At 60.7% G+C, this 15,426-nt stretch carries 13 protein-coding genes; 8 read left to right on the top strand and 5 right to left on the bottom strand.

The window, feature by feature from the left end:
• Positions 1-21 precede the first annotated feature (21 nt).
• From ABDB87_RS16930 to ppsA, 5 genes are all read right to left on the bottom strand, one after another.
• Positions 22-459, bottom strand: a complete 438-nt coding sequence (locus ABDB87_RS16930) for an NfeD family protein (RefSeq protein ID WP_345929234.1) — start codon at positions 457-459, stop codon at positions 22-24.
• Between the two features lie 2 nt (positions 460-461).
• Positions 462-881, bottom strand: a complete 420-nt coding sequence (locus ABDB87_RS16925) for a bactofilin family protein (RefSeq protein ID WP_345929232.1) — start codon at positions 879-881, stop codon at positions 462-464.
• A gap of 10 nt (positions 882-891) precedes the next feature.
• Complete coding sequence (locus tag ABDB87_RS16920) at positions 892-1,287, bottom strand: hypothetical protein (protein ID WP_345929230.1); 396 nt, start codon at positions 1,285-1,287, stop codon at positions 892-894.
• A complete protein-coding gene (locus ABDB87_RS16915) occupies positions 1,280-2,284 on the bottom strand; it encodes a M23 family metallopeptidase (RefSeq protein ID WP_345929229.1) in 1,005 nt (334 codons plus the stop codon). Before ABDB87_RS16915 ends, ABDB87_RS16920 begins: the two co-directional genes overlap by 8 nt.
• Positions 2,285-2,469: 185 nt before the next feature.
• Positions 2,470-4,845 (bottom strand): phosphoenolpyruvate synthase, encoded by a 2,376-nt coding sequence (gene ppsA / locus ABDB87_RS16910; protein WP_345929391.1) that lies wholly within the window; start codon positions 4,843-4,845, stop codon positions 2,470-2,472.
• 129 nt (positions 4,846-4,974) lie between these two features.
• On the opposite strand from ppsA, the gene ppsR reads away from it, so the two are divergent.
• The 8 genes from ppsR (at position 4,975) to dinB (ending at position 15,414) form a co-directional block, all read left to right on the top strand.
• On the top strand, positions 4,975-5,805 hold the full coding sequence (gene ppsR, locus ABDB87_RS16905) for a posphoenolpyruvate synthetase regulatory kinase/phosphorylase PpsR (protein ID WP_345929389.1): 831 nt from the start codon (positions 4,975-4,977) through the stop codon (positions 5,803-5,805).
• A 234-nt stretch (positions 5,806-6,039) separates the two neighbouring features.
• A complete protein-coding gene (locus tag ABDB87_RS16900) occupies positions 6,040-8,622 on the top strand; it encodes a sodium-translocating pyrophosphatase (protein WP_345929226.1) in 2,583 nt (860 codons plus the stop codon).
• Between the two features lie 122 nt (positions 8,623-8,744).
• Positions 8,745-9,071 (top strand): cupin domain-containing protein, encoded by a 327-nt coding sequence (locus ABDB87_RS16895; protein WP_345929224.1) that lies wholly within the window; start codon positions 8,745-8,747, stop codon positions 9,069-9,071.
• Positions 9,072-9,143: 72 nt separating this feature from the next.
• On the top strand, positions 9,144-10,367 hold the full coding sequence (locus tag ABDB87_RS16890; protein WP_345929222.1) for an MFS transporter: 1,224 nt from the start codon (positions 9,144-9,146) through the stop codon (positions 10,365-10,367).
• 44 nt (positions 10,368-10,411) lie between these two features.
• Complete coding sequence (locus ABDB87_RS16885) at positions 10,412-12,253, top strand: glutamine--tRNA ligase/YqeY domain fusion protein (RefSeq protein ID WP_345929220.1); 1,842 nt, start codon at positions 10,412-10,414, stop codon at positions 12,251-12,253.
• Positions 12,254-12,343: 90 nt separating this feature from the next.
• Positions 12,344-13,249: a DUF808 domain-containing protein gene (locus ABDB87_RS16880; protein WP_345929218.1), complete on the top strand. Its 906-nt coding sequence runs from the start codon at positions 12,344-12,346 to the stop codon at positions 13,247-13,249.
• Positions 13,250-13,323: 74 nt separating this feature from the next.
• Positions 13,324-14,226, top strand: a complete 903-nt coding sequence (locus ABDB87_RS16875) for a TIGR01777 family oxidoreductase (RefSeq protein ID WP_345929216.1) — start codon at positions 13,324-13,326, stop codon at positions 14,224-14,226.
• Positions 14,227-14,256: 30 nt separating this feature from the next.
• A complete protein-coding gene (gene dinB / locus ABDB87_RS16870; RefSeq protein WP_345929214.1) occupies positions 14,257-15,414 on the top strand; it encodes a DNA polymerase IV in 1,158 nt (385 codons plus the stop codon).
• Positions 15,415-15,426 lie beyond the last annotated feature (12 nt).

Below are 15,426 nucleotides of genomic sequence, written 5' to 3'. Positions count from 1 at the left end.
GCAGACTCAGGCCTCGCAGGCTCAGAGGGCTGCAATCCGCAGGACACTGCCCTCGATTGCAATGACCTTGGCTCTGGAACCGACCGCAATCGCCTGCTCTGCAACACAGGTCCAGCGATCGGCACCGAGCAGCGGCTTCTGGAAAAGGATCTCGCCTTTCGACCACGGCTCGACCGGACGGGTCACGAGACCGATCTCGTTGAGTATTTCATCGGACCGCCCGGCCGCCGCGTCCGAAGGGCGTGGCTTGAAGTAACGCAGGAACACCAGGGTCATCACGACCGAGAGCGCCCCCCAGAATGCCACCTGAACGACGAGGGTGACCGGCAATACGGCGCTGAGAACGCCGGTCAATACAGCTGCCAGACCGAGCCAGACCAGCACCAGCGTCGGCAAGGCCAGCTCGGCCAGGCAGAGCATGCAGCCCAGCACGATCCAGTACCACCATTGCAGATGCATGCTTATTTGGCAGCCTGATTGGCGGCCAGCTCCACAACATTGGTGATGTCCGCCTGATCCTCCAGCGTAGACAGCTTGCCATCAACCGACGCTCCGCAATTCATGCGGATCTGGCGGTAACGGATGTTGCCGGTGATACGCGCGTTTTCCTGCAGCTCCAGAAAATGCAGAACTTCCAGATCGCCCACGATGGTGCCATTGATGATCGCGTCATAGGCGCAGACATTGCCGTGAATACTGCCCACCTCGCTCAGCACCAGCAGATTCATCGCGTCCGAAGCGGGATTCACGTTGCCTTTCACATGGCCGTCAATCCGGAGGCCATCGGAAAAAATGACATCTCCCCTGACCTCCATGCTCGACGCTACAAGACTGGAAAGCTTCGTGAGCTTGACCGGTGATTTTTTCTTGCTGAACATCATTTCTCCAGAATCATTGGCCGCCTGAAGGCGATCCAGGTGCATTCTTGCGATAAAACGCGAGATTTCGATTCGCCTGCCGGAGCGCCTCGACCTGCTCCGCATAGTCTTTTTGCAGCGCAGCCAGTGCAGCCTTGTCGTGAGCCTGAAGCATCTTGAGTTCTTCAAGCTCGCGAGAGAGTTGTTGATTGAGGCCTGTCAGCCGCACAACCTCCTGCTTGCTCTGATCCTGCGTACCATCCGGCTGCCGGCCCGGAGCATGTCCGGTTGCGTACGCCGCTGCGTAGCCCGCAACGGCCAGAAGGGTGACACATAAAGCCAGCCACAAGCCGGATCTTGACCGCGGCACCAGCAGGAACTCCCTGCCGGCCAGTCGGCGCGTCAGCGCGTCGGTTCCGGTTTCAGGCATCGGGAATCAGACTCCCCACTTCAAGATATTGCTCGGGATTCACGAATTTTCCGTCATGCAGAACCTCGAAGTGCAGATGCGGCCCGGTGGAACGCCCGGTTGACCCCACCAGAGCGATCAACTGCCCGGGCGCCACAAGGTCGCCCATCTTCACGTACATCTTCGAGGTATGAGCATAGCGGCTCATCAAGCCATTGCCATGCTCGATTTCAATCAGATAGCCCAGATCATTGGCCCACGCAGCACGCTTGACGCGTCCGCCACCTGCTGCACGGATCTCGGTGCCGACAGGCGCCTGAAAATCGAGGCCAGCATGAAAGGCTATGGCGCCGTTGAAAGGGTCAATCCGGTTTCCAAAGGAAGATCCCAGACGCGAGCCGGACACCGGCTGCTGAATCGGCATCGACATGTAGCTGACGCTTCGCGTCGCCGTTGCAGCCGATACGCGCTCCAGCACTTTCTTCAGGCAGGCAACCGTCTCTTCGGCCCCGCCCATCAGCTCCGGACTTACCTCCGCGCGACTATCGAGCTCCAGGCAGGGCTGTGCTGCAAAAGCCTGTCCTCCCAAGCCGCCAGCGTCATTGCCCTGACGCGTGGATTGAGGCTTCTTGCCGCCCCGCAGGCTTTCGATGCGTGAATCGAGCGCTTCAAGCGCAGAAAGTTTCTTGAGCAGCGTACGCGCTTCGGACTCCAGGGTCACCAGCCGACCCGCAACGTTACCGATGCGATCAAGAGCAAACCGATCCCTCGCAGGATCCGAATCCTTGAGCGCGCTGCTGCGTGCAGCCACGCCGTCCTGTCCGATATACCAGCCTGCCGCAAAGGACGCGCTGGCCAGCACAACGCAGGCCACTCCCGACGCAAGCAGGATCTGGCGAGTCGTCACCATGCGGACCGTGGACTGGCTTACCGAGCGTGTCGTATGAATGACAAACGCCATCCCTTCCCCCTTGATCAGCAATGAGGCCTCCAGCGCGGAGGATATGGGGAAATCCACCGCTCGCTCGAGGACGAGGCGGCCCCGCGCGCAGGCGGGGCCAGAAGAGAACTGCGTTCTTCCAACAGCTATGATGGGTGGAAAAACTCCATGAATATTAACACTTAAGTTTTAGTTCGCTCTTGACCGCCAATCCGATTAATGAGCGGACGCGTTGCTTTTTTTCCACCTGAAGAACGCTTTTCTCACTGCGCGACGCGATGCTCTGCAAGCCTGATCCAGGTTTCGACGACCGTATCGGGGTTCAGCGAAATCGTCTGGATACCTTCATCCATCAACCATTCCGCAAAATCGGCATGATCCGACGGGCCCTGCCCGCATATGCCGACATACTTGCCAAGCCGATTGCAGGCTCCAATAGCGAGCGACAGCAGTTTCTTGACAGCCGCGTCGCGCTCATCAAAGGAGTGCGCGACCAGTCCGGAGTCGCGATCAAGACCAAGCGTGAGCTGGGTCAGATCGTTCGAACCGATGGAGAAACCGTCGAAATACTGAAGAAACTCTTCAGCGAGCAGTGCATTGGACGGAATCTCGCACATCATGATGAGCTTGAGTTCATTTTCTCCCCGCCGGAGTCCGTTCGCCTCCAGCAGACGGACAACCTCTCTCGCCTCGTCAAGCGTGCGGACAAATGGCACCATCAGCTGAACATTCGTCAGCCCCATTTCCCCCCTGACCTTCCGCATGGCCATGCACTCGAGTTCAAAGCAATCCCGGAAGCTGTGGGCGATATAGCGAGACGCACCGCGGAAACCGAGCATCGGATTTTCCTCCTCCGGCTCGTAGATTTCTCCGCCGAGCAACTTCCGGTATTCGTTTGACTTGAAGTCAGACAGCCGGACGATCACCGGCTTGGGCCAGAACGAAGCCGCAATGGTCGCCACGCCCTCCGCCAGCCGCTCAATGAAGAACTCCCGCGGCGACGCATAACCTCTCGCTCTCCGCCGGATCTCGTCCTGGATACCCGCGGGCATCGAACTCACCTCGAGGAGCGCCTTGGGGTGAATGCCAATCATGTTGTTGATCACGAACTCAAGGCGGGCCAAGCCCACGCCAGCATTCGGAATCTGCGCGAACTCGAAAGCCAGCTCCGGATTGCCGACATTCATCATGATCTTGACCGGCAGCGCAGGGAGATTACCCATGTCTGTCGTGACAATTTCGTATTCGAGCCGGCCACGATACACGTAGCCGGTATCCCCCTCCGCACATGAAACCGTAACGGAGTCACCCTCCAGCAGAACCTCGGTCGCATCGCCACAACCCACAATGGCCGGAATACCAAGCTCGCGGGCGATGATGGCCGCATGGCAGGTACGTCCGCCCCGGTTGGTGACAATTGCAGAAGCACGCTTCATCACCGGTTCCCAGTTCGGGTCCGTCATGTCGGTTACCAGCACATCGCCGTCCTGAACCCGGTGCATCTCCGATGCATCCTCGACAATGCGCACCGGCCCAGCACCGACTTTCTGGCCGATCGCCCTGCCCGAGGCCAGTACACGTCCATGCTGCCTGAGACGGTACTTCTCGCGCACAAGCGCATGATCTCCTCGGGATTTCACCGTCTCCGGACGTGCCTGCAGAATGTAGAGCCGTCCATCAACGCCGTCCCGTCCCCATTCGATATCCATCGGACGACCGTAGTGCCGCTCGATGATGCATGCATACCTGGCCAGCTCGAGAATCTCCTCGTCGCTCAGTGAAAACCTTTGCCGCTCCGCTTCAGGCACATCGACCATCCGGGTCGAGCGTCCGGCAGCCGTTCCTTCGGCGAATACCATGCTGATCATCTTGGAGCCGAGACTGCGCCTGATGACCGCATTCTTTCCGGCAGCCAGCATCGCCTTGTGAACAAAAAACTCGTCGGGATTCACCGCTCCCTGAACAACCGTTTCGCCGAGACCGTATGACGAAGTAATGAACACGACATCGTTGAAACCCGATTCGGTATCGAGCGTGAACATGACACCTGCAACGCCCTTGTCGGACCGGACCATGCGCTGCACGCCAACGGAGAGCGCGACTTCTGCATGCGTGAATCCCTTGTGAACGCGGTAGGCAATGGCCCTGTCGTTGTAGAGCGAAGCAAAGACCTCCCGAATGGCATGCAGCAGATTCTCGAATCCGCGAATGTTCAGAAAGGTTTCCTGCTGGCCCGCAAAGGAAGCATCCGGCAGATCTTCGGCGGTTGCCGAAGAGCGCACAGCGAAACTGCCATCACCCTCGCTGGCAAGCGCTTCATAGCGAACACGGATCTGTGCTTCGAGTTCGGTGGGCAGCGGCGTCTCAACGATCCACTGACGGATTCGCGCACCAACATTTGCAAGCTCGATGACGTCGTCAACGTCCAGCGCCTCCAGTGCTGCACGGATGCGTTCGGCAAGCCCATGATGCGCGAGAAAATCCCGATAGGCTTCGGACGTGGTGGCAAAGCCCCCCGGAACCCTGACACCGGCATCATGCAACTGGCTGATCATCTCTCCGAGGGATGCATTCTTGCCACCGACAATCCCCACGTCGGTCATGCGCAATGCCTCAAACGGAATGACATACTGTTTCATGCAGCACCTCTCTGAAGGTTGTGTGTTCATTCTTTGCGCATCATTTTATAGAGGGGGTTGCTGCACCGCATCAGAATGAACCCCTACAGGGCAACAAACCCAAGTCACTGTATTAAAGGAACATTTTTCATGCCGACAAAATCAACTCGCAGTGTGTTCTTCATTTCGGACGGAACCGGAATTACCGCCGAAACGCTCGGGCACAGCCTTCTCGCCCAGTTCCCGGACTGCCATTTCAAGCAGGTGCGCATGCCTTTTGTGGACACAGCTGACAAGGTGCGTGACTGCGTGCGACAGATCCGTGAAGCCGCCGCCTCGCAGAACGTCAGACCCATCGTCGTGAGCACACTTGTCGATCAGGAAATCGTTGCCGTACTGCGCCAGGCCGATGCATTTTTTCTCGACCTTTTCGATAAATACATCGCGCCGCTTGAAGCCGAACTCGGAACGAAATCCACCCACACCGTCGGCCGCTTTCATGGCATTGCGGAGAGCGAGGATTACAAGGCCAGAATCGAGGCCATCAATTTCGCGCTTGCGCACGACGACGGACAGAGCAATGAAAAACTGGCAGAAAGCGATGTCATCCTCGTAGGCGTTTCAAGATCAGGGAAAACACCTACCAGTCTTTATCTGGCCATGCAGTTCGGGGTCAAGGCTGCGAATTACCCGCTGATCCCGGAGGACTTTGAACGCAACAAGCTTCCAGCCGATCTCGTCCGCTATCGCACAAAGCTCTACGGACTCACGATCACCCCGGAGCGTCTCTCCGAAATCCGGCGTGAAAGACGCCCCAACAGCCGCTACGCCGCCCTCGACAACTGCCGCAACGAAATCGATGCCGCACAGAAGCTGATGCGCAGGGAAGGCATTCCCTTCATCGAATCTACCTCCCGCTCCATCGAAGAAATCTCGGCAAAAATCCTGCACGAAATCAGGATCTCCCGAACTGGCTATTGATTGCCCCACCCCGAGCCTCGCGAGCAGACATTTTCCGGATTTGCATAAATGCTGCGCCGGAGCGATACCCCCCACTCCTCATCAAGGGTATTTGAGCCGCGTCAACCCTAATGGGCAAGCGAAGAGAACAATGACATTGCCCGCAACGTTTTTTTCTTTTTTGGAAAGAACGTCTGCAGAGGCAAACCAAGAAGAGAAGTGTCTTTGTTTAAGAAGCACCATGAGGAGACGGTTATGTCATCAGCATCATCTGCCCGCTCGGCAGGCGCATTGAGTTCCGCGCTTGTCAGAAGGGTATTCTCGGGCCGCCTGCATCGCCTGTTGGCGGTCGCATCCGGCGCAGTTTCGCTCCCCGCCATGGCGAGCGGAGGGGAAGCCAACCTCGTTCTGCCGAACCTCGGTGACGCTGGGCTGGCAACCTTCCTGGGAGGCATGACCGGCAGCACCCTGCTTGGCTGGGGCCTTCTGATCTGCGTACTGGGCCTCGTATTCGGCGCGATCATCTACAACCAGGTCAAGAATCTTCCCGTGCATCGTTCGATGGCCGAAGTCAGCGAGCTGATCTACGAGACGTGCAAGACCTACATGATCACCCAGGGCAAGTTCCTCCTGCTCCTCGAAGCATTCATCGCCATCATCATCATCGGCTACTTCGGCTTCGTCGCCCAGAACCCGCAAGGTGGTGCAGGCCTGCCGGCTGGCGAAGTGCTGCTGATCCTGGCCTTCTCTCTCGTCGGTATTGCCGGCTCTTTCGGCGTGGCGTGGTTCGGTATCCGCATCAACACCTTTGCCAACAGCCGCACGGCATTCGCCTCGCTTCAGGGCAAGGCCTTCCCGGTCTACGCCATTCCGCTGAAGTCCGGCATCTCGATCGGCATGCTGCTGATCTCGACCGAACTGCTGATCATGCTGGCCATCCTGCTGTTCATCGATCCCGCCCTGGCCGGCAAGTGCTTCATCGGCTTCGCGATCGGCGAGTCGCTCGGCGCCTCCGCACTGCGCATCGCAGGCGGCATCTTCACCAAGATTGCGGACATCGGTTCCGACCTGATGAAGATCGTCTTCAAGATCAAGGAAGACGACGCACGCAACCCCGGCGTGATTGCCGACTGCGTGGGTGACAACGCAGGGGATTCGGTTGGACCGACCGCCGACGGCTTCGAAACCTACGGTGTGACCGGTGTCGCACTCGTGAGCTTCATCATGCTGGCGGTACCGGAAGCGGCAACCCAGGTTCAGCTCCTGGTCTGGATCTTCGTGATGCGGGTGATGATGATCATCGCCTCGGGCGCGTCCTACCTGCTCAATGAAGTCTGGGCCAAGGCCAAGTACGGCAACACGAGCAAATTCGATTTCGAAGCGCCGCTGACCTCGCTGGTCTGGGTCACCTCCTTCGTTTCCCTGATCCTCACTTTTGTGGTCTCCAAGGCCCTGATCGGTGACCTCGCCATCAATGGCGTCACCTATTCCAGTCTGTGGTGGCAGCTTTCGCTGATCATTACCTTCGGCACCCTCGCCGGCGCGATCATTCCGGAAATCGTCAAGGTCTTCACTTCGACCAAATCCGGCCACGTCCGCGAGGTGGTCACCGCTTCCCGCGAAGGTGGCGCCAGCCTCAACATCCTGTCCGGTCTGACGGCAGGCAACTTCTCGTCGTTCTGGATGGGAGTGATCATCGTCGGTCTCATGACGGGCGCGTACCTGGTTTCGCAGGGTCAGCTCGCTCACGTGATCAACCCGGATCCCGAGCACGGCAAGATCATGGCGGCAGTGTTCTCGTTCGGCCTCGTCGCATTCGGCTTCCTCGGCATGGGCCCGGTCACGATCGCAGTGGACTCCTACGGCCCTGTGACCGACAACGCACAATCGGTGTACGAGCTCTCCACCATCGAGGAAATCCCCGGCATCAAGGAAGAAGTGAAGAAGGACTTCGGCTTCGACGCCAACTTCGACATTGCCAAGGATCTGCTTGAGGAAAACGACGGTGCCGGCAATACCTTCAAGGCCACTGCCAAGCCGGTGCTGATCGGCACCGCCGTGGTCGGCGCGGCCACGATGGTGTTCTCGATCATCATGCTGCTCACCGATGGCCTCAACAGCGTCGCCGATGTCCAGAAACTCTCGATGCTCTACCCGCCGTTCCTGCTGGGTCTGATCTCGGGTGGCGCGACGATTTTCTGGTTCTCCGGCGCCTCGATGCAGGCCGTTTCAACCGGGGCGTATCGCGCAGTCGAGTTCATCAAGGAAAACATGAAACTGGACGGCGTGAGCAAGGCCTCCACCGAAGACTCCAAGAAGGTGGTAGCCATCTGCACGCAGTACGCGCAGAAAGGCATGTTCAACATTTTCATGGCGGTGTTCTTCGGCACGCTGGCCTGCGCCTTCGTCGAGCCCTTCTTCTTCATCGGCTACCTGATCTCGCTGGCCATCATCGGGCTGTATCAGGCCGTGTTCATGGCCAACGCCGGTGGCGCCTGGGACAACGCCAAGAAGATCGTGGAAACCGAACTTCGCGCGAAGGGTACCGACCTGCACGCAGCAGCCGTGATCGGCGACACCGTGGGCGATCCGTTCAAGGACACCTCCTCGGTAGCCATGAACCCGATCATCAAGTTCACCACGCTCTTCGGCCTGCTGGCTGTGGAAATGGCGGTCGGCCTGAACCATCAGGGCAACTCGGCACTCCAGTACACGCTGGCAGCCGTCTTCCTCTTCCTGAACCTGATTTTCGTGTATCGCAGCTTCTACGGCATGCGCATCCAGGAAAAGGCAACGACGGAAGTGACGCCCGAGGTGTCTTACGAATCCGCGAAGTAAGCGCTTCGCAGCATTTGCCAAGCCGGCCCTCGGGCCGGCTTTTTCATGGCATTGATCCAGATCCTTGCCGAGCCGGTACAGGACTACCCTATAATTGCCGTCTGTTCCACCGGAGATAGATCATGTTCGTATTTGGCAAAGATTGCGTAATGGAAGATCTGGGCGGCGGCGTGAGCCGCAAGATCCTCGCCCACAATGGCAAGATGATGCAGGTTGAAGTGCACTTTGCCGATGGCGCCATCGGTTACATGCACAACCATCCGCATGAACAGCTGACCCATGTGCTGTCCGGCGAGTTCGAATTCACCATCGGCGACGAAGTGAAGATCGTCGGCCCGGGCGACACCCTGTACAAGGAACCGAACATCATGCACGGCTGCAAGTGCCTGAAGGCTGGCGTGCTGCTCGACACCTTCACGCCGGTTCGCGAAGACTTCCTGAAGAAGTAATCGCTTCCCTTGCATGACGAGAAAGCCGGCGCGAGCCGGCTTTTTCATTCAGCGGCCAATCCGGACCCCAAAATGAGCGACCGCAATCCGCTTTTTGCCCAGCATTCTTTCCTGAAGTTCTGGGCGACCCGTGTCAGCACGACCATGGCCAACCAGATGCTGATGGTGGCCGTCGGCTGGCAGATGTATGACCTGACCCACAGTGCGTTTGACCTGGGGCTCGTCGGTCTGGCGCAATTTGCTCCGGCCCTGTTGCTCACGCTCGTCGTCGGTCAGGTCGCCGATCGCTACGACCGCCGTTACGTGCTCGCCATCTGCCTGGCCGGTCAGGCCCTGGTCGCCCTGATGCTGATCTGGGCAAGCTTTGCAGGCTGGATCAGCCGGGAACACATCCTGTTCGCCTCCGTCGCTCTTGGCACCACCAAGGCTTTCCAGATGCCGACACAGCAGGCGCTCACGCCGCAACTTGTGCCTGCCGGACTGCTCCCGCGTGCGCTGGCCTTCGCCTCGTCCGGTGCGCAGTTCGCCATCATCGCGGGGCCGGCCGCGGGTGGCTTCGTTTATGTCGCCGGCGCGGGCGTTGTGTATAGCCTCTGCACATTCCTGATCCTGCTCGGATTGCTGTTTCTGGCTGGCGTGAAGCTCGAGCAGCAACCCGTCCGTGCCCGCGAGCCGGTGACCACCCGAAGCCTGCTGGCGGGAATTCGCTTCATCTGGCAGCGCAAACCCGTACTGGGTGCGATCTCGCTGGATCTGTTCTCGGTGCTGCTGGGAGGCGCCACCGCCTTGCTGCCCATCTACGCACGGGACATTCTTCACACCGGACCGTGGGGGCTGGGCTTTCTTCGCGCAGCTCCTGCGGTCGGCGCCTTTCTGATGTCGATCTGGCTCACGCGCCACCCCATCGAGCGTGCGGCCGGAAAAACGATGTTTGCCGCCGTCGCGCTGTATGGCGTTTCAACGCTGATTTTCGGACTCTCCACCAACTTCATGCTCTCCTTGCTGATGCTGGCGCTTTCCGGAGTGGGCGACATGATCAGCGTGGTGATCCGGCAATCGCTGGTACAGCTTGAAACCCCTGACGACATGCGGGGTCGCGTCAGCGCGGTCAACTCGGTGTTCATCGGCGCCTCCAACCAGCTGGGTGAATTCGAATCGGGCGTCACCGCTGCGGCCTGGGGAGCGGTCGCGTCGGTCGTCGTCGGCGGCGTCGGTACGCTGGCCGTTGTCGCGATCTGGATGAAGCTGTTTCCCGAGCTGGTCCGTCGGGAAAAACTCGTTGCCGGCGGTCATTGATTGGTCGTCGCGCCGCACTGCCGGCGACGGACGCCTAAGTTAGAATGCCGCATTGCGACAAGGATGTCGCCCCTCCCACTTCCGGAACTGATCGCGTGAGCACCCCTGACAAGAACGCTGCCGAAGGCGCAGCGCAAATCACAAACTTCCTTCGGAACATCATCGACGCAGACCTCGCCGCGAGCAAGTTCGCAGGGCGGGGCTGGGCTGGCCAGCCAGGCGAAGGCAGCCTGCACGACGCTGCGGAGCCGGATCCGGCACGCATCCGCACCCGCTTCCCGCCGGAGCCTAACGGCTATCTCCATGTGGGGCACGCCAAGTCGATCTGCCTGAATTTCGGGCTGGCCCGTGACTATGGCGGCGTCTGCCACATGCGTTTCGACGACACCAACCCCGAGAAGGAAGACAAGGAATACGTCGACTCCATCCTGGATGCCATCCAGTGGCTCGGCTTCTCCTGGGACTTCAACGGCCGCTCGCATCAGTATCAGGCCAGCGATTACTTCGACTTCATGTACCGTGCCGCCGAACTTCTGATCGAGCGTGGCCTGGCTTATGTAGACCAGCAGACTCCGGAAGAAATGCGCATCAATCGCGGCACGCTGACCGAAGCCGGCAAGGATTCCCCGTGGCGTGCCCGCCCGGTCGAGGAAAACCTGCGGCTCTTCCGTGAGATGCGTGACGGCAAGCATGCCGAAGGCAGCATGATTCTGCGCGCCAGGATCGACATGGCTTCGCCCAACATAAATCTGCGCGATCCGGCGATCTACCGCATCCGCTTTGCGGAGCACCACCACACCGGCAACAAGTGGTGCATCTACCCGATGTACACCTTCGCACACCCGATCGAAGATGCGCTCGAGCGCATCACCCACTCGATCTGCACCCTTGAGTTCGAAGATCAGCGCCCCTTCTACGACTGGCTGCTGGGCCAGCTGCGTGACGCAGGCATGTTCTCGGATCCCCTGCCCCGCCAGTACGAGTTCGCCCGCCTGAATCTGACCTATGTGGTCACCAGCAAGCGCAAGCTGATGCAGCTCGTGACCGAAAAACATGTGGACGGCTGGGATGACCCCCGCATGCCGACCATCGTCGGCCTGCGCCGGCGGGGCTACAGCCCGGGCGCCATCCAGCTGTTCTGCGAGCGGATCGGCGTATCGAAGGGCGACAGCTGGATCGACTACTCCATCCTCGAAGGCGCACTCCGCGACGATCTCGACGAAAAAGCCCCCCGTGGCATGGCCGTGCTGGACCCCGTCAAGCTTCGCCTGACGAACTGGGCCGAACTCTTCGGCGCAGACCATGCCGAACCCTGCTCGGCACCGGTGCATCCCCACCATCCGGAGATGGGTCAGCGTCACTTCAACCTGGGCGCCGAAGTCTGGATCGAACGCGAAGACTTCCAGGAAGTCCCCGAAAAGGGCTTCCGCAGACTCTTCCCCGGCAACATGGCACGCCTGAAATATGGTTATGTCATCCGCTGTACCGGTTGTGAAAAGAATGTCGATGGTCAGATCCTTACGGTGCTGGCCGAGGTTGTGCCCGACACGAAGAGCGGCACGCCGGGCGCCGACAGCGTCAAGGTCAAGGGCGTGATTACCTGGGTCTCTGCCAGCGAAGGCGTGCCGGCCGAAATCCGGCTCTATGACCGCCTGTTCAAGGAAGCCCAGCCGGATGCAGGAGGCCGTGACTTCCTCGAAGTCATCAACCCCGATGCCAAGCGCGTGGTGCGGACCTGGATCGAACCGTCCGTGGCCCAGGCCGCCCCCGGCACCAGTTTCCAGCTGGAGCGTCACGGCTACTTCGTGGCCGACCGCAAGGACCATCAGCCCGGCCAGCCGGTTTTCAACCGGACGACCACGCTCAAGGACAGCTGGAGCAAGTAGACTGTCCCGCAGGCGCACCGGAAGGGAGAGTTCGCTCTCCCTTTTTCATGCCCTCCGCCCCACCCACACCCGACACTTCAGGACACACACATGGCCGCTGCCAGCCTGCTCGCACTGATTGACGACATCGCCAGCATCCTCGACGACGTGGCGGTCATGAGCAAAGTTGCCGCCAAGAAAACCGCCGGCGTACTGGGCGACGATCTGGCACTCAACGCCCAGCAGGTCAGTGGCGTGAATGCCGACAGGGAGCTGCCGGTAGTCTGGGCAGTTGCCCTCGGCTCCCTGCGCAACAAGGCCATTCTCGTGCCCGCGGCCCTGGCGATCAGCGCACTGCTGCCCTGGGCCATCACCCCACTGCTGATGATCGGCGGCGCCTACCTGTGTTTTGAAGGCTTCGAGAAAATCGCCCACCATTTTTTCCACGGCGCCCCGCACGCAGAGGCGCATACGCCTGTCGCCCCGCTCCCCGAGCGCGAAAAGATCCAGGGGGCGATCCGCACCGATTTCATCCTCTCAGCCGAAATCATCGTCATCGCCCTCGGCACGGTGGCGAGCGCTCCGTTCGGGCAACAGGTGGCGGTACTGATTGCCGTCGCACTGCTCATGACGATGGGGGTGTACGGCTTCGTAGCACTGATCGTCAAACTGGACGACGCCGGGCTCTACCTCAGTCAGCGTGCTTCGAACGCCCTCAGGTCAGTGGGTCGTGCCCTGCTGTGGCTGGCGCCCTGGCTGATGCGCAGCCTCTCGGTCCTGGGAACGCTTGCGATGTTTCTCGTGGGCGGCAGCATCGTGCTGCACGGATTGCCGGGCGCACATCATCTGATCGAACATGTCAGCGAGCAGGTCGACGCGCTGCCCCATGCCGGCATGCTTCTGGCACCAATGACCGGCACCCTCATCAATGCCGTAGCCGGCATCCTGATCGGCGCGATAGTACTGAGCTGCGTCACGCTGGGGCAGCGTCTGAAGACACTGTTCAGCAAGGCCTGAGCACCGCGCGGTCTGCTGCGGGAAGAACCAGGCGCGCGCGGCCCGCACGCGCTTTCAGCTGAAGGAGTCGAATCATGAACATCCTGATCACCGGCGGCACCGGACTTCTCGGGCGCTCGCTGTGCAAGGCCCTGCGGAACCGCGGACACCAGCTCTGGGTACTCAGCCGACGTCCGGAACGCGTGAAGGCGCTTTGCGGTGCCGACACGGGGGTACTGGCCAGTCTCCGCGACTATTCAGCGGACCAGCATTTTGACGCGATCATCAATCTGGCTGGTGCGCCGATCATTGATCTGCCCTGGAGCAACTCGCGCAAGGCCACGCTGCGGCGCAGCAGGATCGGACTGACCGACGCGCTGGTGAGCGCAATCGCACGCGCGCACAGCAAGCCGAAGCTGCTGCTGTCCGGCTCGGCAGTCGGCGTCTATGGAGACGCCGGCGAGCGCCCCTGCCCTGACACGGTCAAATTCCCCCTGCAGGACGACTTCGGCTCGCGGCTCTGTGCCGACTGGGAAGCCGCAGCCAGCAAGGCGTCTGGCAGCGGCGTGCGGGTCTGCCATCTGCGGACCGGCCTGGTCCTCGCGCCGGAGGGTGGCTTGCTTGCCCGCATGAAGTGGCCCTTCCGGTTGGGGCTGGGTGGTGCACTCGGCCAGGGGTCACAGTGGATGAGCTGGATTCACATTGACGACTGGGTCGCCGCCGTGTGCTTCCTGCTGGACACGCCCGGACTCGAAGGCCCCTTCAACCTCACCGCCCCGGAACCAGTACGTAACGCGGACTTCAGTACCTCGCTGGCCTCCACTTTCGGCCGCAGGGCCTGTCTGCCCCAGCCCGCCTGGCTGCTGAAAGCCGCACTGGGCCAGCGGGCCTATCTGTTGCTGGGCGGGCAGAACGCACCGCCCGAGCGCCTGATCCAGGCCGGCTTTCGTTTCGCCCAGCCCGCACTGGACGCCGCCCTCGCCAACGCCTGCCGCTAGAATGCCGGCCCCCGCTCCGCCCGCCGCAGCATGCCCCCACCACGCCGTATCGCCCACCTCGACATGGATGCGTTCTATGCATCGGTCGAACTCCTGCGCTATCCGCAGCTGAAAGGTCATGCGGTAGTCATCGGTGGCCGCTCGGTCGACACGCCCCGCCAGCTCGAGGATGGAAGCTGGCATTACGCCAGACTGAAGGACTACGTGGGCCGCGGCGTCATCACCACCGCCACCTATGAAGCCCGGGCGCTCGGAATCGGCTCCGCGATGGGCATCATGAAGGCCGCCCGGCTCGCTCCTGATGCAATCCTGCTGCCTGTCGACTTCGATGCTTACCGGCACTACTCGCGCCTGTTCAAGGCCGCCGTGCGGGAAATCGCGCCCTTGATGGAAGACCGGGGCATCGACGAGATCTACCTGGACCTTACCGAGGTCGCTGGCGAAACCCGCGCACTCGCACAACGCATCAAGGACGCGGTCCGCAGTGCGACCGGCCTCACCTGCTCGATCGGTGTCACGCCCAACAAGCTGCTGGCCAAGATCTGCTCGGATCTCGAGAAGCCCGATGGGCTGACCATCCTCGGCATGGACGACATTCCTGCCCGGATCTGGCCGCTTCCGGTGCGCAAGATCAACGGGATCGGGCCGAAGGCGGATGAAAAGCTGGCCTCGCTTGGTATCCGGACAATCGGGGAACTCGCTGCACGCGACAAGCTGTGGCTGCAGGAAAGCTTCGGGCGCAGCTACGGCGCCTGGCTCGCCGACGCCTCACATGGTATCGACACCCGCGCCGTCGTAACGGCCTCCGAACCGAAATCCGTCAGCCGCGAAACGACCTTCGAGCGCGACTTGCACGCCCGCGCAGACCGCGAGACGCTCTCCGCCATCTTCACCCGCCTGTGCGTACGGGTCGCGGAAGATCTGGTCCGCAAACGCGTGGTCGGCAAGACCATCGGCATCAAGCTGCGCTATGAAGACTTCAGCACCGTCACCCGCGACCTGACCCTGCCTGAAGCCACGGCAGATGCCACCATCATCCGACGCGCCGCGGGCGAATGCCTGAAACGGGTTCCGCTTGAAAAACGGCTGCGCCTCTTGGGCGTGCGGATCAGCCATCTTGAAGAACCATCGCGCCATTCAGGCGGCTTCCACGGCGAACAGGGCGACCTGCTCTTCCCGCCGCTGTGAGCCATCGACCTG

The sequence above is a fragment of the Uliginosibacterium paludis genome (genome assembly GCF_039631355.1).
Classification (GTDB): Bacteria; Pseudomonadota; Gammaproteobacteria; order Burkholderiales; family Rhodocyclaceae; genus Uliginosibacterium; species Uliginosibacterium paludis.
Note: the sequence above shows the minus strand (reverse complement) of the source record. Positions and strands in the feature narration are given on the sequence as shown.

Bases quoted from the DNA above. Each gene is read 5' to 3' on its own strand.
- ABDB87_RS16930 (WP_345929234.1), bottom strand. From the start codon at position 459: ATGCATCTGCAATGGTGGTACTGGATCGTGCTGGGCTGCATGCTCTGC.
- ABDB87_RS16925 (WP_345929232.1), bottom strand. From the start codon at position 881: ATGATGTTCAGCAAGAAAAAATCACCGGTCAAGCTCACGAAGCTTTCC.
- ABDB87_RS16920 (WP_345929230.1), bottom strand. From the start codon at position 1,287: ATGCCTGAAACCGGAACCGACGCGCTGACGCGCCGACTGGCCGGCAGG.
- ppsA (WP_345929391.1), bottom strand. From the start codon at position 4,845: ATGAAACAGTATGTCATTCCGTTTGAGGCATTGCGCATGACCGACGTG.
- ppsR (WP_345929389.1), top strand. From the start codon at position 4,975: ATGCCGACAAAATCAACTCGCAGTGTGTTCTTCATTTCGGACGGAACC.
- ABDB87_RS16900 (WP_345929226.1), top strand. From the start codon at position 6,040: ATGTCATCAGCATCATCTGCCCGCTCGGCAGGCGCATTGAGTTCCGCG.
- ABDB87_RS16895 (WP_345929224.1), top strand. From the start codon at position 8,745: ATGTTCGTATTTGGCAAAGATTGCGTAATGGAAGATCTGGGCGGCGGC.
- ABDB87_RS16890 (WP_345929222.1), top strand. From the start codon at position 9,144: ATGAGCGACCGCAATCCGCTTTTTGCCCAGCATTCTTTCCTGAAGTTC.
- ABDB87_RS16885 (WP_345929220.1), top strand. From the start codon at position 10,412: ATGCCGCATTGCGACAAGGATGTCGCCCCTCCCACTTCCGGAACTGAT.
- ABDB87_RS16880 (WP_345929218.1), top strand. From the start codon at position 12,344: ATGGCCGCTGCCAGCCTGCTCGCACTGATTGACGACATCGCCAGCATC.
- ABDB87_RS16875 (WP_345929216.1), top strand. From the start codon at position 13,324: ATGAACATCCTGATCACCGGCGGCACCGGACTTCTCGGGCGCTCGCTG.
- dinB (WP_345929214.1), top strand. From the start codon at position 14,257: ATGCCCCCACCACGCCGTATCGCCCACCTCGACATGGATGCGTTCTAT.